This is a genomic window from Rhizobium binxianense (assembly GCF_028994275.1).
GTDB lineage: Bacteria > Pseudomonadota > Alphaproteobacteria > Rhizobiales > Rhizobiaceae > Rhizobium > Rhizobium binxianense.
Window position 1 is genome coordinate 1,417,810 of record NZ_CP118713.1, and the last position, 20,795, is coordinate 1,438,604.

The 20,795-nt window shown below is 59.0% G+C and carries 18 protein-coding genes; 10 read left to right on the forward strand and 8 right to left on the reverse strand.

Going from position 1 to position 20,795, the window contains the following annotated elements; all coding sequences use genetic code 11:
• Positions 1-171: 171 nt before the first annotated feature.
• The 3 genes from PO860_RS07080 (at position 172) to PO860_RS07090 (ending at position 5,243) form a co-directional block, all read left to right on the forward strand.
• Positions 172-2,166, forward strand: a complete 1,995-nt coding sequence (locus PO860_RS07080; RefSeq protein ID WP_273885250.1) for a hypothetical protein — start codon at positions 172-174, stop codon at positions 2,164-2,166.
• 899 nt (positions 2,167-3,065) lie between these two features.
• Positions 3,066-4,997 carry a hypothetical protein gene (locus PO860_RS07085; protein ID WP_273885251.1) on the forward strand — a complete coding sequence of 644 codons (1,932 nt, stop codon included), beginning with the start codon at positions 3,066-3,068 and terminating at the stop codon, positions 4,995-4,997.
• Between the two features lie 27 nt (positions 4,998-5,024).
• On the forward strand, positions 5,025-5,243 hold the full coding sequence (locus PO860_RS07090; RefSeq protein WP_183607625.1) for a hypothetical protein: 219 nt from the start codon (positions 5,025-5,027) through the stop codon (positions 5,241-5,243).
• Between the two features lie 504 nt (positions 5,244-5,747).
• Here the strand turns inward: PO860_RS07090 and PO860_RS07095 are convergent.
• Positions 5,748-6,122 carry a VanZ family protein gene (locus PO860_RS07095; protein WP_183607624.1) on the reverse strand — a complete coding sequence of 125 codons (375 nt, stop codon included), beginning with the start codon at positions 6,120-6,122 and terminating at the stop codon, positions 5,748-5,750.
• Positions 6,123-6,313: 191 nt separating this feature from the next.
• On the opposite strand from PO860_RS07095, the gene ilvA reads away from it, so the two are divergent.
• The 4 genes from ilvA to PO860_RS07115 all read left to right on the forward strand — a co-directional run bounded on the left by ilvA (position 6,314) and on the right by PO860_RS07115 (position 11,577).
• A complete protein-coding gene (gene ilvA / locus PO860_RS07100; protein ID WP_272784423.1) occupies positions 6,314-7,564 on the forward strand; it encodes a threonine ammonia-lyase in 1,251 nt (416 codons plus the stop codon).
• 37 nt (positions 7,565-7,601) lie between these two features.
• On the forward strand, positions 7,602-7,928 hold the full coding sequence (locus PO860_RS07105; RefSeq protein WP_272784424.1) for an HlyU family transcriptional regulator: 327 nt from the start codon (positions 7,602-7,604) through the stop codon (positions 7,926-7,928).
• A gap of 253 nt (positions 7,929-8,181) precedes the next feature.
• On the forward strand, positions 8,182-9,453 hold the full coding sequence (locus PO860_RS07110; protein ID WP_183607622.1) for a GGDEF domain-containing protein: 1,272 nt from the start codon (positions 8,182-8,184) through the stop codon (positions 9,451-9,453).
• 912 nt (positions 9,454-10,365) lie between these two features.
• Positions 10,366-11,577, forward strand: coding sequence for an MFS transporter (locus PO860_RS07115; RefSeq protein WP_275035352.1), 1,212 nt, complete (start codon positions 10,366-10,368; stop codon positions 11,575-11,577).
• 78 nt (positions 11,578-11,655) lie between these two features.
• Here PO860_RS07115 and PO860_RS07120 read toward each other — a convergent pair whose 3' ends face one another.
• The gene (locus PO860_RS07120) at positions 11,656-12,432 is read right to left on the reverse strand and encodes an SDR family oxidoreductase (RefSeq protein WP_275035353.1); all 777 of its coding nucleotides are present in this window, start codon (positions 12,430-12,432) and stop codon (positions 11,656-11,658) included.
• A gap of 106 nt (positions 12,433-12,538) precedes the next feature.
• On the opposite strand from PO860_RS07120, the gene PO860_RS07125 reads away from it, so the two are divergent.
• Positions 12,539-13,114 carry a TetR/AcrR family transcriptional regulator gene (locus PO860_RS07125; protein ID WP_275035354.1) on the forward strand — a complete coding sequence of 192 codons (576 nt, stop codon included), beginning with the start codon at positions 12,539-12,541 and terminating at the stop codon, positions 13,112-13,114.
• 48 nt (positions 13,115-13,162) lie between these two features.
• Here the strand turns inward: PO860_RS07125 and PO860_RS07130 are convergent, their stop codons facing one another.
• Positions 13,163-13,777 carry an FMN-dependent NADH-azoreductase gene (locus PO860_RS07130; RefSeq protein ID WP_183607618.1) on the reverse strand — a complete coding sequence of 205 codons (615 nt, stop codon included), beginning with the start codon at positions 13,775-13,777 and terminating at the stop codon, positions 13,163-13,165.
• 138 nt (positions 13,778-13,915) lie between these two features.
• Between PO860_RS07130 and PO860_RS07135 the strand changes: the two genes are divergently transcribed.
• Positions 13,916-14,884, forward strand: coding sequence for a LysR family transcriptional regulator (locus PO860_RS07135; protein ID WP_272784426.1), 969 nt, complete (start codon positions 13,916-13,918; stop codon positions 14,882-14,884).
• A gap of 42 nt (positions 14,885-14,926) precedes the next feature.
• Here PO860_RS07135 and PO860_RS07140 read toward each other — a convergent pair whose 3' ends face one another.
• The 5 genes from PO860_RS07140 to PO860_RS07160 form a co-directional block, all read right to left on the reverse strand.
• Positions 14,927-16,915 carry a bifunctional 2',3'-cyclic-nucleotide 2'-phosphodiesterase/3'-nucleotidase gene (locus PO860_RS07140; RefSeq protein WP_275035355.1) on the reverse strand — a complete coding sequence of 663 codons (1,989 nt, stop codon included), beginning with the start codon at positions 16,913-16,915 and terminating at the stop codon, positions 14,927-14,929.
• 306 nt (positions 16,916-17,221) lie between these two features.
• Entirely contained in the window at positions 17,222-17,626 is a 405-nt protein-coding gene (locus PO860_RS07145) for a PilZ domain-containing protein (RefSeq protein ID WP_183607615.1), read from the reverse strand.
• A gap of 176 nt (positions 17,627-17,802) precedes the next feature.
• The gene (locus PO860_RS07150; protein WP_275035356.1) at positions 17,803-18,000 is read right to left on the reverse strand and encodes an SDR family oxidoreductase; all 198 of its coding nucleotides are present in this window, start codon (positions 17,998-18,000) and stop codon (positions 17,803-17,805) included.
• A gap of 89 nt (positions 18,001-18,089) precedes the next feature.
• A complete protein-coding gene (locus PO860_RS07155) occupies positions 18,090-18,986 on the reverse strand; it encodes a DMT family transporter (RefSeq protein ID WP_183607614.1) in 897 nt (298 codons plus the stop codon).
• 70 nt (positions 18,987-19,056) lie between these two features.
• Entirely contained in the window at positions 19,057-19,518 is a 462-nt protein-coding gene (locus PO860_RS07160; RefSeq protein WP_273881879.1) for an Lrp/AsnC family transcriptional regulator, read from the reverse strand.
• 156 nt (positions 19,519-19,674) lie between these two features.
• On the opposite strand from PO860_RS07160, the gene ald reads away from it, so the two are divergent.
• Positions 19,675-20,793, forward strand: coding sequence for an alanine dehydrogenase (gene ald, locus PO860_RS07165; protein WP_275035357.1), 1,119 nt, complete (start codon positions 19,675-19,677; stop codon positions 20,791-20,793).
• Positions 20,794-20,795: the final 2 nt, after the last annotated feature.

The window sequence follows — 20,795 nt, forward strand, 5'->3', positions numbered from 1 at the left end:
GAAGGCGACAAGGCGGTTAGATGGAAGTGCAAGCCCCCAACTTTTTCAGTATTTCCGTACTGCAGTGGATCGCTGCCTTCCGGATTTTCATTTCCAATCCGATGGTTCGTGCATCCGAATCCATGCTGTCCGTGCAGCGAGGAATCGCGACAGGGAGAGGAAGATGAGGTCATGATTGTGGTTGCGGCGTGGCTTGTCATAGCAGCGATTTTATTGTTCGGCTTGGTCCTCAATCGCGCTCTCGTGCTTTGGCTAAACCGTGGCATTCATCCGCCTGTTCGTGACGGGGCGGATCTGCTCCTAAGCGGCGTCTTACCGGGACTTGCACTCGTCGGCGGTTTGGCAACCGCTCTCGGAGTGGTTCATCTGTTGCGCACGGAAGTCGTGCTGCCCCTTGCCGCCATTTTAATGATCTGGCGTCGGAACGATGTGCTGGCGATTCTTGTCGATTTGCGCAATTTGGCGGTGATGGGTGCACGGGCTACTTCCAACGGCAACCCATTCCCCTTTTTGGCTGCCGCAGCATTTATTGCCTTGGCGGGGGTAATATCGGTTTCAGCACTTTTCCCGGCAGGATCAGCGGACGTTTGGGCCTTTCAGATTCCGCTCGCCCAAAGCATCGTTTCCCACGCCGGATTTGTAACGCCACAGATAGGCAGCAACTTCTACGGAAACATACCGCTGTTCTTCAATGTGCTTTTTGCTTGTTCATTGCTGTTCGTCGATCATTGGCTCGTGGCAGGTCTGCTGAACGCGGCGATTTTCCTCGGATTTCTGCTGTTGCTCACAAGCTGCGCACACCGCTGGCGGGCGGCGGGATTGTTGCTGGTTTTCTTTCTGGTCGCGTTCCAGCCGTTTTTTACACCAGGCGCCGCGGTTCCTCTAACAGACCTTCCCAGATCCTGTTTTTCGGTTGCTGCCGTCCTCTATCTCTGGCGTTACCTTGAAACTTCACGGCCCTCGGAGATCGTCTCCTGCGCGCTCGTCTTGGGCGGGGCAGTCGGTGGCAAATATACCGAGCTTCAAATGGTAGGCTTGATCGGCCTGGCGCTCTTGCCGTCGATCTATCGCGGCAAAATGTCATTTTCGCTTTTTCTTACGTGCCTTGCCGCGTTTTTATCTCTTGCGGGCTACTGGTACGTCAAAAATCTCATTGTTCTCGGCAACCCGATCTATCCTTTCATCTTCGGGCATCCCGGACTTTCAGACCAGTGGATGGCAAATTATAGGCTTGACGTCGGCCGTGCGTTTGATCCGGCAAACCGGGTTTTCGTCACCGATCTGACAACCCGCCAAGGCTGGCACGACTTTTTCTTCATCCTGCATGATTGGTTTCTGGATCGCCGGCGATATGCGATCGTCGCTCTAATCCTTATCGTCGGCGCCTTGATTGCGTCGTTTAGAAGGATTTTCCTGCTTGTCGCGATGACTGCTGCGATGTTCATCATCTGGTACGCCGTCCTGTTCAACCACATACGATGGGCGACGCCGGCCTATTTATTATACTTTTCGACCGCTTATATCGGCGCGAGCTTGATTGTGGAGAAAATTGCTGTGAGCAAAACCGCTCAGCCGGGCGGGTTTGTGTTCGATATGTCTGCACGTCTGCCGGTAGGGCGAAGCACTATCCGTGGTTATCTGTTTGCGTTTGCAGCGGCGGCCATCGTTCTTGCGGTTTTCTGTCTTCCTGCCGCAAAATTCGTTTACCGCCCCAGCGGCCAACCCTATTCCTGGATGGAACAGGGCGTCATGGATGTCCTGATTGGCCGGCAAAAACTCGATGATTTTCTTGGAGCCCAGCGTGAAGGCTACATTATTTATCGCTATGTCGCGGCAAATGACTTGAGGACCGTATTTCAACCATTCGACACGGGCAGCACTCTTTATGCCGCCGCCTATACGGGCGGCAGAGAGAAGGGATGGTTGCTGCCGCCTTATATCTTTCCTGAATCCGACAACGATGTCGACACCTTCATCGAACGCAATAACATCCGGTACTTTGTCCGGGTGACGGAGAAGCAGCAGTTGCTGGCCGATCGCATCGGCGCCGCCAAGTTTGCGTTGGCGGAAAAAACCATATCGCGAATGTTGCCGGAATCGACTTTGCTGCTGAAAGACGGATTTGGGTGGGAACTGTATCGGTTCCACGGTTTTCCCCCACAATGAAATCGGTGGCATCTTCTGCAATTGCTTCGCTCTCGCCATTTGGGCGCAGCGTTGGTTGATGACCGCGATCCTATGAAAATCCGATAATGGTGCAGCAAACCGGAATATTGTCGAACCAGTCCGCCTTTGTTCCCGACGGAACTACGGCTCGCCGAGCCGAAGCTCACAGAGCGTAGGCTGGTGCGGACGGCGGGGGTCGAACCCGCAAAGCCGAGGCCGAGGGATTTTCTTACCAGCTACGGCTTTCGCCGCCGCCTTCCGGCGTTTGTGGTCTGGACTATACCTTCACCCTAGCTTTGCCTTAGGTGCTGCCCGTCTAGTCTCTACACCTTCCCCTTGCAGGGCTTGGCTCGGGATTGCCATCTGACAGGTTTCCCCGACTTTGAGCAGTTCTACATCCGGCGTTTCCGCCAGTGCACTCAATTTGCTTTAAGTCCCTTGTGTCTACCGATTCCACCACGTCCGCGTGGTTCTTCCTGCTAACAAAGAGAGACGCTATTCTCAACCGATATTCAGGGATTGGGATGCGATTCCGTTTCAAAGTTTGGAAGCCCTCATCGCTCCCGACAATCCGATATTGGGTTGCTTCGAATGTCCAGTTGAATGCGGGCGCAAAATGACGATCCCACATGCTGAGCACGGCCACGACAAGCAACGGCGCGTCACGCAGTTGCAAATTGACATTGTTGCTACGCAAGGTCAGGATAGATTGATTGCGAAAAATATTTCATGCAAGTTGATGTAGAAATCTCAGCATGACTCCTGGGCACTCAAGCTTGTTGAATTTGGTAGACGTTGGGACAGAGTGTCGGCAGGGTAGTGCTTGCGACTTCTACTGTTGCAATACGTGCATTTCACTTTTCATTGTGAACGCCTGGACATGTGGTGACTAGGGCAAAATGGCTTTTGTTCTGAAGACCTTCGGGAGGTTACACCTCATTGACGAGAATGGCAGCGCTGTCGCCTTTCCCGAGAAGGGCCTGCTGCTCTTCGCCTATTTGTTCACAACCGATCAAGGGGCGGCGGATCGAACGACCTTGGCTCGCTTTCTATGGGGCGAAGCCGACAGGGACGTTGCGCTTTCGACTTTGCGCAAGGTGATTTCGAGAATTAAGGCCCGTCAAATCGATCTCGGGGTCAACATCCTTTCATCTCAGGGCAATATGCTCACCCTCGACCGGGGTTCTCTGTCTTCCGACATTCTGCTGTCGGACAAGGAGGAAGAGGTCGAGCCGTTCTCGCGGCTGAGGCAGCTGGTGAAGCTGATGAACCAGCCTTTTCTGGGACCGGTTCACAGCCATAGCCGTCAGTTTCAGCGCTGGCTCGCCGAACGTGAAAATTACCATGTCGAGCTTCTCGCAAATACACTGAGAACGGCGTCGCGATTGGCCCAGTCGCGAGAGGAATCCGAACTGCTGAGGAAGGCTGCGGTGATCCTGTTTCGGACCGAGCCGAAGGATCCGGAAACGCTGCAATTGCTGATCCGGATATTCAACGCGGAAGAGGAAGTTGAATCTGTTCGGAACTATTTTGAACAGCGGCGCAATTCGAGTTTGCGGGGCATCGCCGTGCGCACCGGATCCGATGACGGTGACGTAAAATCGCTGCGTCCGCCGTCAGCGCCGTCAAAGGCGAAACTCGAGGCGGCTCTTCCTCTCGAGCCCGAAGATGTCCGCATTGCAATTCCCCGCCTGGTGCTGCTTCCCCCTAGGAATCAATCGGTTCGGCCGCAAGCCGGTTTCCTCGCCGCATCTCTGGTGGAGGATATCACGATCGGATTTTGCGTCTTCAACAGCCTGGAGGTCATAGCCCCATATTCGGCGGTTCAAATCGGTCACCACGTGGAGACGCAGAAGGCCTTCTTTGAACGGCATCGCGTCAACTATATCCTCGACACCCGGATTAGCAGTACAGGCGATGAAGTGACGCTGTTCGCCCAGCTGATCTTTTTCGATCAGAATCAAATTGTTTGGGCGGAAAGATTCAGTCTCGATCGTATGGATCTCGCCAGAGACAGGAGAGTTGTTGCCCGGCAGATCGCTCTCTCCGTGTCCGGCGAAATCGAGCGCCATGAGGCGTTGCGCGAAGATCTGAACCCGGTCGCTTACCATCGATATCTTGTCGGCAGGCGGCACCTGGCGCGGCTGACACTTCCGAACCTGCGGCGCGCCCGCAAGGAAATGAAAGCCGCGCTAAGCGTAAGCCCCGATTTCGCACCGGCGCTGAGTTCGATGGCGCGGACCTACTCCAAGGAATGGTTGTTGACGGCCCGAGGCGATATCGATCTTTTGCAATTGGCCGAGACTTTCGCCAAGCAGGCCACCGAGATGCGTTCGGACTTTGCCGACGGCTATCGCGAGCTCGGAGTCGCCAAGCTGTTGCAGGGCGCGTTTGATCAAAGCGCCGAAGCAATGGAAGTGGCCGAAAGCCTTGCGCCACACTATGCCGACGTGATTGCCGACTATGCGGACACGTTGGTTCATTGTTCGCTCCCCGCCATGGCCTTGCGAAAGATCGAGCGGGCAATCGAGCTGAACCCACTCGGTCCCGATACGTATTTCTGGACCGCTGCGGGAGCAAACTATGCCCTCGGCGAATTCGAAGCGTCGCTGGACTATATCGGGCAGATGGCCGATCCCAATCTAGCGGACAGACTGTCTGCCGCAAGTTGGGCCATGTTGGGCCATCAGGACAAGGCGCGGATCTTCGTAAGAAGGTTTCGTGAAGGCAATCCGGACTTCGATGTGGACAAGTGGTTGTCTGCCGTTCCAAGTAAAGAGCAATGGCATAAAGATCTTTATCGTGAAGGCCTGAAGAAAGCTGGATTTTAAAACATCAATCGTTAGAAAGGGCAAAACATGGCTACAGTTGTTGTTATAAGTGTTGATGGTCAAGACGGGCTCTGGGTCGCTGATCTGGACGCCGGCACCGTAGTGCCGCTTCCGGCCCCCAAGGCGGGCGGCTTGAAAGTGGTGACCGATCTTCGCGCCACCGGCGCGACGGTGACAAAGGGCGTGAACGTGGCTGTCACCGTCAAGTCGGCAGAGGCGGCATTCTCGGGTCATTATGACGGCTAAACGCCGATAATTTTGGGTGCTACAGCGCCCACGTCGTTCAGACGTGCAAGACGCTGTAGCACTTGATTCCGATCTAAGAAATTGTGCAGTGGTGCGCGCCGTCGAACATCAATCACGCGCTGCATTGACGTGATCAAAGTGCTTTCTCGGTGCCGATCAAGTGTAGCGGGTGTCAGCGATAATCTATCGGCCCGGGCTTATACGGGTTCGATCTCCGTCGCCCGTATCACCTTCATAATACCGTTTGAATATGCTTGTATATTGTGGATGAAAGCGTGTTTTTGCTTGACAACCGCATTTTAGGTGCAAAGGTTGCGCCGCGGCGGTTGAGTAAGTGTTGTCTTTGTGGGGAGTAAGACGATGGTTTACGATTGGAGTGGGGCGAGGGTTCGGCGCATCCGGATCTTCAAGACCAGTGTCGCACTTGTTCTCGGAACTGTGATGGCTGCGATACCACTGTTCTTCTGGGCCGCGCAGCTGCGCGGTTTCTGACCTGAGGTATAATCAGCGTTCTGCGAAGGGAACGGTGTTTGGCGCCTTGCTCTCGCGCCACCTGTTGATGACCCAGCCGGCCAGCAGCCCGAGGGCGGCGCCCATGGCCTTGACGCCGGCATCATGCAGGCGCGGATGACGCGTCGGCGCAAAATACTGCAAATATTCGATGGCGATCGAGCCGGCGATCAGCAGCACGGCCACCAATTTCCACTGTTTCGGATAGGCGAGTGCAAAGGCGAGGCCGACAAGAACATAGGCGCCCGCGCGATCGGTATTGACCGTCGTGACCGTTTCCGGCCGCAGCCCGATCGGCGAGACCGTGACGAAGAGGATGAAGGCGAGCAGCAGCCAGGCGAGCGGTCTTGCGAATTTGAGGATCATCATGGCTTCATATAGTGGCGGGCCCTTTCATGGACAGTTAAAATCAGTTCATGTGCCGCCAATTTTGCGATTGACTTGAGAAAGCCTTTCGCCAACAGGCCCGGCGGCGAACCGGAAATGGCCGCACCGGGCTTTCTTTTGCCGGTCGGCCTGTGCCATAGCGGCCCTGTATAACATGAGAATGGACCACGCCCGTGACGAGACTTGATGTCGAAAGCGCCGAAGAGGCGATGCGCAGCCTCTTTCCGGCAACGCCGCTGCAGCTCAACGATCATCTCTCGGCCCGCTACGGGGCCGATATCTGGCTGAAGCGCGAGGATCTGTCGCCGGTGCGCTCCTATAAGATCCGCGGCGCTTTCAATTTCTTCCGCAAGGCGATCGGGCAGGGGGCCGCCGGCAAGACCTTCGTCTGCGCCTCGGCCGGCAATCATGCCCAGGGCTTTGCCTTTGTCTGCCGCCATTTCGGCGTGCCGGGCGTCGTCTTCATGCCGGTGACGACGCCGCAGCAGAAGATCGACAAGACCCGCATGTTCGGCGCCGAATTCATCACCATCCGGCTGTTCGGCGATTTCTTCGACCAGTGCTACCAGGCCGCCCGCGACCATGTCGAAGCGGTCGGCGGCGTCATGGTGCCGCCCTTCGATCACGCCGACATCATCGAGGGCCAGGCGACGGTCGCCGCCGAAATCATGCAGCAGCTGCCGGAAGGAACGGTCCCCGACATGATCGTCCTGCCGGTCGGCGGCGGCGGACTTGCCGCCGGCATCACCGGTTATCTCGACGGCACCGTGCCGAAATCGGCCTTCGTCTTCACCGAGCCGGCCGGGGCGCCGAGCCTCAGGCGCAGCATCGAGGCGGGCAAGGTAACGACGCTTGGCAAGGTCGACAATTTCGTCGACGGCGCTGCCGTCGCCCGCATCGGTGACCTGAATTTCGCCGCCCTTCGCGATTTTCCGGCAAGCCAGGTGCAGCTGATGCCGGAGAACGCCATCTGCGTCACCATCCAGGAGATGCTGAATGTCGAGGGCGTCGTGCTGGAGCCGGCCGGCGCCCTGTCGCTGACGGCAATTGCCGCGATGGACCGCCAAGCGATCCGCGGCAAGACCATCGTCGCCGTCGTTTCCGGCGGCAACTTCGATTTCGAGCGCCTGCCTGACGTTAAGGAAAGAGCCATGCGTTACGCAGGGCTGAAGAAATACTTCATCCTGCGGCTTGCCCAGCGCCCCGGCGCGCTCAGGGATTTCCTCAATCTACTCGGCCCAGACGACGATATCGCCCGCTTCGAATATCTGAAGAAATCGGCGCGCAACTTCGGCTCGATCCTGATCGGCATCGAAACCAAGGCGCCGGAGAATTTCGCCCGTTTGATCGGAAATTTCGAAGCTACCGGCATGGGTTACGAGGACATCACCGAAAACGAGATCCTCGCCAACCTGATCATTTGACTTGGCGATAACAGCACCATCGTGCTAAAGGCGGAACATGGCTTCGTTCATCTCAAATATCTTTTCGATGTTCTCCGGCGGCGGCAAACCCGCCGCGGAAGCGGCAGGTCCTTCCGGCGAGCCGCAGCTTTACGGCGATTGCACGATCTATGCCGAGCCGCGTAAGGAAGGCGGCCAATATCGCCTTGCCGGCCGCATCGAAAAGAAGGTCGGCAACGAGGTCTTGGTGCGCAATTTCATCCGCGCCGATCTGTTTTCCTCGTCCGACGATGCGCTTGAATGCACGGTGCGCAAAGCGCAGCAGATCATCGATCAGCACGGTTCGTCACTCTTCGGCGACGGCGAGAAGCTTCGGCAGGTCTGAAATCGGCATCCGCCCGATCAGCATGTGATACCGGCCACAATTATTCTTGTTTTTCAATCCTGTGACTCCGGTACATCGCCGGTGACCGGGATCTCACTCACGCAATCTTAAAGGATTGGGGTGAAAGGTATCGCCTGCAGGATTTGCGGGACGCCCTCGTGTTTGATTTTTTCGGACGATCGACCAAAGGATTTGCTGTCGCCATCGCCGCGCCGGCAAAATACCGAGGACGGACATCCGTCGCTGAGCTATCGTGATGGAGACACTCAACCTCGTTCTCTTCGCCATCGAAGCCGTCGCTTATTTCGCGCTGATGGTGACGCTTCTGCATTTCCGCCACCGGCTTGGTCTCGGGGTTTTCCTGACGGCGCTCGGCGTCATGCATTTCATGGAGACCTATCTGGCGGCGGTCTTCTATGTCTCGCTGCCGTTCGGGGATGTGTCGCCGGGCTCATCCGTCTTCTTCTCCGGCAAGCTGATGATGATCCTGATGCTTTACCTGCAGGAGGATGCCGCGACGGTGCGCCAGCCGATCTATGGCCTGTTCCTCGGCAACCTGCTCACCGTCGGCATTGCCTGGGTGCTGCAACTGCACCTGCCGCTGCAGATGTCGCCCGACCACACGCCCGACGTCGATTTTCTCAAGGAGATGGGCTGGTTGATGGTCTGGGGCACGGCGCTGCTCTATGTCGATTCGCTCGGCATCATCCTGCTTTACGAAAAGCTCGGCGATTTCTTCCGCCGGCGCGTCGTTCTGCGTTTCCTGATTTCGGGATTCGTGCTGCTGTCTTTCGACCAGATCGGCTTCTTCGCCGCACTGCATTATTTCCTGAATGTGCCGATCGCCGCATTCTGGGCCGGATGGAAGGCGAAAATGCTGGCCGTCTGCCTCTATGCGGCGATGTTCGCAATCTATGAATATCGTATCCGCCGGGGTAGGGCGGCGATGTCCGCACGCTCGATCAGCGACGTCTTCGGCGACCTGACATTCCGTGAGCGCTACAACGATCTTCTGGAGCGCACCGGCCGCGATATGCTCACCGGCGTCTACGATCGCACGCGCATGGAACTGGAAGCGCCGCTGATGCTGAGCGAGGCGCTGAGGCAGGGACTATTCACCACCATTCTCATTCTCGACGCCGATCACTTCAAGGATGTCAATGACGGCTATGGCCATCTTCAGGGCGACGAGGTGCTGAAGGCGATCGCCGCTCGTGTGGGCACGACATTGCGCTCGAGCGACCGCGTCTTCCGCTTCGGCGGCGAGGAGTTCGTTGCCGTCTGTCCCGGCACCGGCCACGAAGAAGGTCTGCTGCTTGCGGAGCGCTTGCGCTGGACGATCGAGACCAGCGTCAGGACGCCGGATGACAGGCCGGTCACGGTCAGCATCGGCGTCGCCACCGCCGACGAGGACGGCGCCGATTTCACCGCCGTGCTGACGGCCGCCGACGGCAGGCTCTACGCCGCAAAGAAGAGCGGCCGCAACTGCGTCGTCGGTCGTTCCGGCCCGGTGAAACTCAGTTAGCGCGGCTGCTGCTTGTCTGGACAGACGCGCGGCGCTACGCGCCAATGCATGTCGCCCGGAAGAGTGCAGCGGTGCCGGAATAACGACATGCATGAAAACAAGGAGCCAAAGCGCGTCGCTTGATCAAGTTTCATGCAACGCGCTTTAGTAATCTTCTTCGTCATCTCGGCGACGGGTTTGAACAGGCGGAGCCCTGAACATGAAATCCTGGTGCCGCGTGTCGTTCCGGTGATCGCTGACGCGTATTTGCACGATCATGCCGAGTGCGGCTATGGCAGCAAGAATACCGGTAACGAGGGGTTGATGGTCGAGGACCCAGGTCTTCCAGTCAATTCGTCCCAGAAGCGGAATTGCGACGCAAGCGGCGCCGACCACTCCCCATTTCCAAATCCAGGGTACACCAACCAACTTCTTGTCCCCCTGATACCCGATTCAACTCGGCAATATTCATCCATAGATTGCATAAACCAGAGCAATACACAAGCGGCCACGTTGAGAGCAGCCGATTGTTCACAGGATGCTCCACGTTCGATACAAACTTCCGGCACATCGCCGCCATCGGAGGCCAAAGGTCTGCCGGCCATTGCTGGAAACCAGCCTTTATAAAGCTCTCTCACCGAGTAGCTTCAAAGTTTTCCCTTTTCGCGCGTGTTGTTAGCATCAGCAATTCTATTGCGATGGCCTGAGACGATCAAAAGAGAGGCCGGACCGTATACCGGCGGTCGACGAGGCGACTTCGGTCGAGGCAGACCGTGGCGGGTGTTGAGGATGTTCTATAAACAATAACATAGATCTATAGAAATTATATTTTTCAATGGGTTATGGGAGTCATAAAAACGGCTTGTTCGTAAAATGCCAACGTGATCTCCATTGCTGCAACGGAAGAGCTTTCCTGCGAGGGGGCGTGGAGACATGAGTGATACAGCAGTGCGAACCAAGGTCGATGGCGGCGAATTTGCCGTTTTGTGCATCGGAGGATTTCTTCTCTCGATCGCCTACGGCGTGACCTTTCTCATCCCGGTGCTGGTCGGACAGCGGGGCGGGAACGAGGCGCTCGCCGGCCTGATCATCTCGGCGGCGACGGTCAGCACCGTCATTCTCGTGATCCTGTCCGGCCACATCGCCGATGCCATCGGCTCAGCGCGGGCGGTGGCGGTTTCCGGGCTGTTTCTGGCGGCATCCGGGCTGGGATTCGCCACGGTCCCCGCCGCCGGACTGAGCCTAATGACTGTCGGTTTCGTCCTCGGAATCGGTTGGGGCACTTTTTACGCGCTCGGGCCGATCCTGGTCGCGGCGATCACCGAACCCGCGCACCGCATCCGGTTCTTTGCCCTGCTTTCGGGATCGATGATGTCGGGCATCGGCGCCGGACCGATCATTGGCCGCATTGCCACCGGCTGGTCGATGCCGATCGAGACGGCCTTCGCCTTTGCCTTCCTGTCCAGTCTTGCCGGCGGCGCACTTTACCTTTGGCTGCATCTCCGGCTGAACAGAGCCGGCAAGATTTTGCCTCATGTCAACAAGATCTCATTTGCCGCAGCGCGTCAGGTGATTGCTTCGCCGGCGATCTATTCCATCGCCATGGTTGGCATCGGCGGCGCGATTTTCGGCGGGCTTTCCAGCTTTCAGACCAGCTACGCCAAGGCGCACGGATTCGATTATTCGCTCTTCTTCATCGGTTTCATGTCCGCCGCCATCCTGAGCCGGCTGTTCGTGGCGGGATATGTGGTCAAGAAGGATCCATTCTATTCGCTTCTGGTGCTGACGAGCCTGACGCTGGCCTCCATCCTGCTGTTCCTGGTGATGACATCAGGTCAGATGGTCTATCTCGGAGCTGCGGCGATGCTGGGCCTGGGCTACGGGCTGACCTATTCCGTCATCAATGGCCTTGCCGCGAATGAGGCGCCCACCGGCCTTATGCCGCAATCGCTTCTCTTATTCTCGCTGTCCTATTTCATCGGCGTCTTCGGCTTTCCGATGATCGCCGGCAATCTAATCGTTTCCTCCGGCATTCAGACCATGCTGTCCGTGTTGCTCCTGCTTGCCGCCCTGAATCTGGCAATCGTCCTGTTTCGAGTTGCCCGCCGTGTGATGATCGGCAAAGCGTCCTTAGTAGAGGAATAGGAAGCCCTCGACGACCGACCGAAGTCGCTGACAAGATGGGGACCCGGACAAGTCTGACTTTGCCCGGGTCCGGCTTGCTCAAGCGGCGCGGAAGATCTTGGCGCCGGACGGCGCACTTGTCATGCCGCCGTCCACGGTGATCTCGATGCCGGTGACATTGGCGGAATCATCCGATGCCAGGTAGAGCGCCGCCTTGGCGATCTCGTCGGCTTCGCTCATGCGGCCGAGCGGGCTCAGGCCGCCCATACGAGCCTCGAGCGCCGACATCGCGTCTTCTGTTGGTGCCATCGGCGACCAGATCGGCGTCTTCGTGCCGCCGGGCGTCACCTGATTGACGCGGATGCCGCGCGGCGCGAGTTCGGAGGCCATATTGCGTGTCATCGCCCGGACCGCCGCCTTGGTCGCTGCATAGGCAGACCAGCCGGGAGCGCCCAGCACGGCATGCACCGAGCCGTTGAGGATCACCGAAGCGCCGTCGTTGAGATGCGGCAGGGCTGATTGCACGGTGAAGAAGACTGCGGTGAGGTTGGTGCTGATGATCTGGTTGAACTGCTCCGGCGACGTGTCACCGAGCGGTGTCGCGCCGCCGATGCCGGCATTGGCGAAGACGATGTCGAACTTGCCGACCTTTCCGGCTGCTTCCGCAAAGGCCTTCTCGGTGGTGGCGGCATCGGTGACATCGACCTTCAGCGCCAGCACGCCGGCCCCGAGCGCCTTTTCGGCGGCAGCGAGCGTTTCCGGGTTGCGGCCGGTGATCACCACCTTGGCGCCCTCATCGATGAAGACCCTGGCGGTCGCAAGACCGATGCCGCTGTTTCCGCCGGTGATCAGGGCGACTTTGTTTCTTAGACGCATGATTGATGCTCCTCTTGGAAATGACGACGATCTAGATTATGATCGTTATCTATAAGGATTACGATTGTGATCCATTTGAGTCAAGTGGCAATTCGGGGAGCTTCCGATGGGGCGTTCGCAGCTGGAAAAACAGAAGACGCATGAGAAGATTGTCGAGACCGCGTCGAAGCGGCTGCGCGAGGAGGGGCTCGAAGGTATTGGCGTCGCCGACCTGATGAAGGAAGCAGGACTGACCGTCGGGGGCTTCTACAAGCATTTCGCCTCCCGCGACGATCTGGTCGCCGAGGCGATCCAGTCCGCTTTCGATTCATGGGGACGCAGGCTGGAGGCCGAGGGAGTGAACCCGGCGGAGATGTCGGCAGCCGATGTCGCCGATCGTTATGTCAGCGCCCATCATCGCGACAATCCCGGCGAAGGCTGCCCTTTTGCCGCGCTGACCTCTGATCTATCCCGCAGCGGCGAGAAGGCGCGAGCGATCTCGACGCAGGGGTTGCGGCGCAATTTCGAAGCCTTGGCAAGCAAGGCTGCGGGAACGGAGGAAGGAGAAAGGCGGCGCAAGGCGATCATGGCCTTTGCGATGATGGCAGGCGGCGTCGGCCTTGCCAGGATCTCCTCCGATGAGGAACTTTCAGCAGAAATCCTGGCGACGGTCCGGGATTTTGTCGCCGACATCGACAAATGACAAACGGCCGGCGAAGGCCGGCCGTTCCAAGCTGTATTGGCGAGCCGATCAGGCGGCCAGCGCGATTTCCTGGACGCGCGACTTGGCGGCGTCGATGGCCTTTTCGGCAGCTTCGGGACCGAAGGCGAGACCTTCGACATAGATGGTCTCGATATCCGTGATGCCGAGGAAGCCGAGAACCGACTTCAGATACGGTACGGCATGGTTCAGCGGGGCAGCCGGTCCCTGCGAGTAGACGCCGCCGGAGGTGAGCACGACATAAACCTTCTTGCCGGTGACGAGGCCGACCGGGCCGGTTTCCGTGTACTTGAAGGTCACGCCGGCGCGGGCGACGTTGTCGATCCAGGTCTTCAGCGACGAATAGATGTTGAAGTTGATCAGACCGGTGCTGATGACGATCGTATCGGCGGCAAACAGTTCGGCGACGAGTTCGTCGGAGGTTTTGATGGCTGCGATTTCTTCGGCGGTACGGTCTTCGGCCGGCTTGCGGATCGCGCCGGTGAACAAGTCATCGATATGCGGCAGCGGGTTGGCGGCGAGGTCGCGGCGGACGACGACGCTGCCCGGATTCTGGCCCTTCAGCTTTTCGGCGAGATCGGCGGCGATCGGCGTCGAGAGCGATTCGGCACGCGGGCTGGACGTCAGAAGCAGGATGGACGACATGTACATTTCCTTTCGAATTGAATTTGACGGCCCGTTGCTGGGAGGTGAGCCGCAGTCTCGATGAGCAAAATAGGTCTGGCCTGCTATCGAAAAAACGGTGATAATGTCGATCGAAACTATCGATGGAATGGATGGAACATGCTCCCGAACCCGACCCTGGATCAATTGCAGGTGTTTCTGACCGTTGCCGAAACCGGCAGCTTTTCGGCCGCTTCGCGGGCATTGAACCGGGCGCAGTCGGTCGTCAGCTATACGATCGCCAACCTGGAAGCGCAGCTCGAAGTGCCGCTTTTCGAGCGCTCCGGCGCACGCCAGCCGAAGCTGACGGAAGCGGGCAAGGCGATGCTCGAGGATGCGCGGCGCATTCTGGGCGATCTGCAAGTCATGCGGGCGCGCGTCAAGAGCTTGAGGGAAGGGCTCGAAGCGGAGGTTTCTGTCGCCATCAGCGTCATGGTGCCCTCGCGCGCCATGGTGGACGTCCTGCATGAATTCCGCGAGATATTCCCGTCCGTTTCGTTGAGCCTCAACGTCGGCGAACTCGGAATGGTCATGGATCTCGTCCTCAGCGGCAAGGCGACGATCGGCATCGGCGGCGCCGTCATCAAACAGGACGATTCGATTATCACGGAGCGGATCGGCCATTCCTTCATGTTGCCGGTTGCCGCCCCCAACCACCCGCTGGCCCGCATCGACCGGCCGCTCACGCTGGGCGACGTGCGCGAGGAAGTGCAGCTCGTCGTCACCGACGCCTCAGGCCGAACGAAGGGGCGGGATTTCAACGTGCTGTCCTACAAGACATGGCGCGTCAGCGATATTGCGACGAAGCACCAGCTCATCAAGGCCGGCCTGGGCTGGGGCGGTCTTCCGGCCTCTATAATGCATGACGATCTCCGCAGCGGCGCGCTCGTCCATCTCGATCTGGATGCCTACGAGCAGGGGGAATATCCGATATATTCGGTGCGCCAGCTCGCCAACCCGCCCGGACCTGCCGCCAGCTGGATGATCGATGCGTTCCGCACGCGGCTTTCCCATTGCCCGAACCAGGCCGATTTCCATGCGGAGATGGCGGAGCTCCAGCAACCCGCGGCACGGCTCGCGGCTGAATGACGAAGGCGCGGGTGCCGCGCCTTCGTCTGCATTTCCTTCGGTTTAAAGAACCAGCCTGAACTTCGAGAAGCCGTCGGCGCCGTCGCCGGCATCCTCGATCTTGACGCTCTTGACCGCCGCGAGGAACTGCTTTGCCTTCGGGCCGCTTTCGAAGGTCACGGTCGTGCCCGGCAGCGGTTTGAAGGTCCAGTTCGCATCGGCCGACGGATTGATCGTGCCCTGGTCGTGGACATAGCGGACGATGACGTCGCGGTTGGTGTCCGGCGCCTGGAAGATCACCTTATCAGCGGCGATCTCCGGGAAACTGCCGCCGCCGCCGGCGCGGTAATTGTTGGTGACGACGACGAACTTCTGGGCGGGATCGATCGGCCTGCCGCCGAAGGCGAGGTTCTGGATGCGGTTGGCATCCGGATTGATCGCCTTGCCGGAGGAATCATATTTCGGCGGCTGCGACAGGTCGATCTGGTAGGTCACGCCATCGATGACGTCGAAATTGTAGGACGGGAAGTCGTTGTTGAGCAGCGGCGCATCCTTCGAGCCGGCCGCAATGTGATTGAACATGCCGGCCGACATTTCCAGCCAGTTCTTCACCTGGGCGCCGGTGATGGCGACAGCCTGCACCGTGTTCGGATAGAGATAGAGGTCAGCGACGTTCTTGATGGCGATATCGCCGGCCGGAACGTCGGTATAATAGTCGGCGCCGCCGCGACCGCCGGCCTTGAAGGGGGCTGCCGCCGACAGCACCGGCAGGTCCTTGAATGCGGTATCGGCGAGCATCTGCTTGATGTACCAGGTCTGGGCCTGGCTGACGACCTGCACGGAAGGGTCGTCGGCGACGAGCGCGAAGTAGGAATAAAGCGGTGCGGAGGTTTTGCCGACCGGGGTGCGGACATAGGCAAGGGTTGCCTCGTGCTCGGCCTTGGCGGCCTCGACCACGTCCTTCTTGTCGGCGTAGTCGGCAACCACCTTCTTCTTGTCGTCACGGTGATAGATCGGCCGTGCTTCCGAGGTGAAATCGACGATCTTCCAGCTGTTGCCGTCCTTTTCGAGCAGCAGGTCGATCAGGCCGAGATGCGAGCCCCAGAAGCCGGCCATCACCGCGGGCTTGCCATGCAGCGTGCCCTTGACGGGATCGGCATTGGCAATGCCGTCCCAGCTCTTCGGGCCGGGGAAGACGAGATGCTGATGGCCGGTGAAGATCGCGTCGATCCCTTCGACGGCGGCGAGGTGCAGCGAGGCGTTTTCCATCTTTTCGGACGGTGCGCTGCCGTCGATACCGGAATGGGAGAGCGCGATGACGATATCGGCGCCGGCTTCCTTCATGGCTGGAACCCAGGCCTTGGCGGCCTCGACGATATCGCGCGTCTGCGCCTTGCCTTCGAGGTTCTTGATATCCCAGAGCATGATCTGCGGCGGTACGAAGCCGATGAAGCCGATCTTGACCGGGCTCTCATCGCCGGCGCCGTCCTTGATCTGTTTTTCCACGATGATGTAGGGCTTGAAGAAGAGATCGTCCTGCTTCGGGTCCGAGGCGAGCCGGCCCTTGGTCAGGTTGGCGCAGACGAAGGGGAAGTTCGCGCCCGACAGGACCTTGAACATGAAGTCGAGGCCGTAGTTGAACTCGTGATTGCCAAGCGTTCCCACTGTATAGCCGAGCGTGTTCATCGCCTTGATCACGGGATGGACGTCGCCGTCCTTCATGCCGTGCTGGTAGGCCATGTAATCGCCCATCGGATTGCCCTGCAGCACGTCGCCATTGTCGATCAGCAGTGAGTTGACGGCCTCTGCGCGGATATTGTCGATGATCGTCCCGGTGCGGGAAAGACCCATCGTGTCGTTCGGCTTGTCGGCATAATAGTCATAGGGGAAGACGTTGACGTGAATATCCGTCGTTTCCATCAGCCGGAGATGCGCCTGGTTGGCGCTGGCGCGGGCGCTGAAAGGGTGCAGCAGCACCAGAGCGGAAGTGGCGGCAAGCCCGCCAAGCAGAGAACGGCGGCTCATGACGCCAACGTCGAAAATAGAAGACATGGGAACTCTCCTTCAAAAAGCATGCATCGTCCGGCCCGTCAGAATTAGGACGATTTGGCGAGGAGTACACTGCGAAAATGACAGGACGGCAAAACAATCGGCGGCGATGGCGCAATGGTTTTGAAATACAACTTATAGTAAAGTCTCCCGACGGAAATCCATCGGAGGAACGGGTCATGGCCGGAGCCATTATCGTCATTGCAGGAGGTGCCGAGACGTCCGCTCGGCTGCGGGCTCGGCGCCAACGGCAACCACAGCCACTGAGCGGCCACACAGCCGCTCCTTTGGCACAAAGGCGGTGCAGCCTTACGATTTCGGCGTCGATGTGGCCAATTGAGGCGTCCGTTTGCCGTTGGCGTTGGCCGTAACCAGTTGGCGTACCGCCAGAACCGGTCGTATTTCCTTATGGAAAAAGCGGAAATAGGAGGAGACCTGCGCTCGCGCATTGGAATTCACGTCGAATTGGATGCCGACGCGGCCATTGTGTTTCCAGCGAATGACGCCTTCGAGCATCCCGAGGTTCTCGGCCTCGATGCGCACCTTGCTGCCGGAAGCCGCATGAAACGGTCCCTTCATCTCCAGGGCCGCACCGGTCACCGACAGATTCAGGATACGTGCATCCACCTGGCTGTTCAAATATTTGACGCTGCCGAAGACGCGGCAGTTTTGCCGTTCGGCCTTTCTGGCCGTAATTTTCAAATTGCGAGTCATACATTCTCCCTCGAATATGGGGAGCAGCATAGCGCCCGAAAATTGAAATGGTTTTAGTGGCTTGGGTAAAATTGCAGTGAAATGTCACCTTATCGAACATCAGCCATTCGAGATCTGCTTCACGCGCCAGCGTGACAAGCAGCACACCGCCGCACTCACCACCATCCTGCACGCGTTTAGGGCAGGCTCAGTTTCGCCATGCGTCCACCATCGATGGTCCAGACCTGGCCGGTGACAAAGCCGGCTTCCGGCGAGGCAAGCCAGGCGACCAGTGCGGCCATTTCTTCCGGCTTTCCTGTCCGTCCGACGGGATGGATGCGGCCGATCTCCCGGCGGAAGGCTTGCGGATCCGGCATGCTCTCGAGGAAATCCACGTTGAGGTCAGTATCGATCCATCCTGGCGCGACTGCATTGCAGCGGATGCCACATCGGATGGTCGTCCTGCGCCGAACCTTTCAGAGTCCTATTCGACTTGCGGTGCTCCGGCGGCGGCCGTCCTGCGCCCCACCACATGCTCGCGCCAGACCGTGAAGATACCGGCGGCGACCACGATGACCGAGCCGACGATCACGTTGAAGCTCAGCGTTTCTCCATAGATCACCATGCCGATGATGGAGGCGTAGACAAGTGACAGATAGGTCAGCGGCTGGACGGCGGCGGCATCGAGAATATCGTAGGCGCGGATCAGGAAATAATGGCTGGAAATGCTGGTCATGCAAACGAGCGCCATCCAGCCCCAGTCGCCCGGCGACATCGAGCTCCAGTAGAACGGTCCGATAAGCGTCATCGTCACACCGCCGACGACGCCGGTATAAAAGAAGCTGGTCATCGACGAATCGTCGCGGCTGACGAGGCGAGTGGCGATAACGTAGAAGGCGAAGTTGAAGCAGGAGGCGACGGCGAGAAGCAGCTTCACGTCGAAAAATTCGCCTTCCGGCTTCAGGATCAGCAGCACCCCGAAAAGTCCGGCGGCGATCGCCGCCCACCGCCGCCAGCCGACCCGTTCGCCGAGGATCGGCATCGCCAGCAGCGCGATCAGGATCGGTGTCGCGGAAAAGATCGCCTGCGAACGGGCAAGGCCGATTATCGCAAAACAGGTGATGGCCAGAACCACCTGGACCGCAAGCAGAACGCCGCGTGTCACCTGCAGGAGCGGGCGTTTGGTGCGGGCCGTCGCCTTGAGGCCACCACGCATCCTCGAGGCGAGAATGATCGTGAAAAGCGCGAAAGCCCAGTAGCGGATCATCGTTACGAAGATCGGCGGATAGCTCGTCGCCAGATGTTTCGAGATGGCGTCCTGCAGCGAAAAGATGGTGAGCGCCAGCAGGGCGAAAATATAACCGTGGGTCTTCGATGTCATGATTTGCCATTGAGCGGGAAACGCCTGCGCGTCGAAAGTCTGGGCAGGCTTTCGAAAACTTTGCAAGGGCTCAAAGCCCGACATTCGGCTTGTCGATGATTTCTCTGAGCGCGAAACTCGAATTGATCTTGACGACGTGGGGCAGGGCGGACAGCCAGTCGCGGTGGATGCGCTCATAGTCCTCGAGATCGCGGGCCGCGACCCTGAGGATATAATCATATTCGCCTGACATCAGGTAACAGACGAGCACGTTCGGACAGAGCTTCACCGCCGCCTCGAATTCCGCCAGCGTCTTGGCGAACTGGCCGGAGAGCGAGATATGCACGATGGCGATCATCTTGTAGTCGAGCGCCTTGTGCGACAGCCGCGCATGGTAGCCGGCGATGACGCCGTTTCTTTCCAGGATGTCGAGCCGGCGCGAACAGGCCGAAGGCGACAATCCGATCCTCTCGGCAAGCTCGGCATTGGTGATGCGGGCATTGGCCTGCAATGCCCGGAGAATCGCAAGATCGATGGTATCGAGATCGGCCATTCGAAGAACCTTCGAAGAATGAGGTGAAGAGCACAATAATCGCCGAAAAATCGCCTCTTCGCAAATCGTCTTTGCAAGGACATTTCGCGGCCTTGGTGGTTGGATTCATCATCTGAGGAGATCCGCGGCTGCGGAGATGACAGGAGAGGAACGCCAATGCGTGTCGGTTGCCCGAAGGAAATCAAGAATCATGAATATCGCGTCGGTCTGACGCCGGCTTCGGTGCGCGAATATGTCGCCCACGGTCACGAGGTCTGGGTGGAGACCAAGGCGGGCGCCGGCATCGGCGCCGATGACGCCGCCTATGCCGCGGCTGGCGCGAAGATCGCTGCCTCCGCCAGGGATATCTTCGAAAAGTGCGACATGATCGTCAAGGTGAAGGAGCCGCAGCCTTCCGAATGGGCGCAGCTCCGCGACGGTCAGCTGCTTTATACTTATCTGCATCTGGCGCCCGATCCGGAACAGACCAAGGGTCTGATAGCCTCCGGCGTCACGGCGATCGCCTATGAAACGGTGACCGACGAGCGCGGCGGCCTGCCGCTGCTGGCGCCGATGTCGGAGGTTGCCGGGCGCCTGTCGATCCAGGCGGGTGCGACCGCGCTGCAGAAGGCCAATGGCGGCCTCGGCGTCCTGCTCGGCGGCGTGCCCGGCGTCTTGCCGGCCAAGGTCGCGGTCATCGGCGGCGGCGTCGTCGGCCTGCATGCGGCCCGGATGGCCGCCGGCCTCGGCGCCGATGTCAGCATCCTCGACAAGTCGCTGCCGCGCCTGCGCCAGCTCGACGATATCTTCTCAGGCCGCATCCACACCCGCTATTCCAGCATTCAGGCGCTGGAGGAGGAAGTCTTCTCGGCCGATCTGATTATCGGCGCCGTTCTGATCCCGGGTGCGGCTGCGCCGAAGCTCGTCACCCGCGAGATGCTCTCCGGCATGAAAAAGGGCGCCGTCATCGTCGACGTCGCCATCGATCAGGGCGGCTGCTTCGAGACCTCGCATGCGACGACCCATTCCGATCCCACCTACGAGGTCGACGGCGTCGTGCATTATTGCGTTGCCAATATGCCGGGCGCTGTCCCGGTCACCTCGGCGCACGCACTGAACAATGCCACACTGGTTCACGGCCTGGCGCTTGCCGATCGCGGCCTGCGCGCCATCGCCGAAGACAAGCATCTGAGGAACGGCCTCAACGTCCACAAGGGCCGCATCACCAGCAAGCCGGTCGCCGAAGCACTGGGCTACGAAGCCTTTGCGCCGGAGAGCGTGCTGAACGTAGCGTAAGC

Coding starts and splice junctions, on each gene's coding strand:
- PO860_RS07080 (WP_273885250.1), top strand. CDS start 172: ATGATTGTGGTTGCGGCGTGGCTTGTCATAGCAGCGATTTTATTGTTC.
- PO860_RS07085 (WP_273885251.1), top strand. CDS start 3,066: ATGGCTTTTGTTCTGAAGACCTTCGGGAGGTTACACCTCATTGACGAG.
- PO860_RS07090 (WP_183607625.1), top strand. CDS start 5,025: ATGGCTACAGTTGTTGTTATAAGTGTTGATGGTCAAGACGGGCTCTGG.
- PO860_RS07095 (WP_183607624.1), bottom strand. CDS start 6,122: ATGATGATCCTCAAATTCGCAAGACCGCTCGCCTGGCTGCTGCTCGCC.
- PO860_RS07105 (WP_272784424.1), top strand. CDS start 7,602: ATGGCTTCGTTCATCTCAAATATCTTTTCGATGTTCTCCGGCGGCGGC.
- PO860_RS07115 (WP_275035352.1), top strand. CDS start 10,366: ATGAGTGATACAGCAGTGCGAACCAAGGTCGATGGCGGCGAATTTGCC.
- PO860_RS07120 (WP_275035353.1), bottom strand. CDS start 12,432: ATGCGTCTAAGAAACAAAGTCGCCCTGATCACCGGCGGAAACAGCGGC.
- PO860_RS07125 (WP_275035354.1), top strand. CDS start 12,539: ATGGGGCGTTCGCAGCTGGAAAAACAGAAGACGCATGAGAAGATTGTC.
- PO860_RS07130 (WP_183607618.1), bottom strand. CDS start 13,777: ATGTCGTCCATCCTGCTTCTGACGTCCAGCCCGCGTGCCGAATCGCTC.
- PO860_RS07135 (WP_272784426.1), top strand. CDS start 13,916: ATGCTCCCGAACCCGACCCTGGATCAATTGCAGGTGTTTCTGACCGTT.
- PO860_RS07140 (WP_275035355.1), bottom strand. CDS start 16,915: ATGTCTTCTATTTTCGACGTTGGCGTCATGAGCCGCCGTTCTCTGCTT.
- PO860_RS07145 (WP_183607615.1), bottom strand. CDS start 17,626: ATGACTCGCAATTTGAAAATTACGGCCAGAAAGGCCGAACGGCAAAAC.
- PO860_RS07155 (WP_183607614.1), bottom strand. CDS start 18,986: ATGACATCGAAGACCCACGGTTATATTTTCGCCCTGCTGGCGCTCACC.
- PO860_RS07160 (WP_273881879.1), bottom strand. CDS start 19,518: ATGGCCGATCTCGATACCATCGATCTTGCGATTCTCCGGGCATTGCAG.
- ald (WP_275035357.1), top strand. CDS start 19,675: ATGCGTGTCGGTTGCCCGAAGGAAATCAAGAATCATGAATATCGCGTC.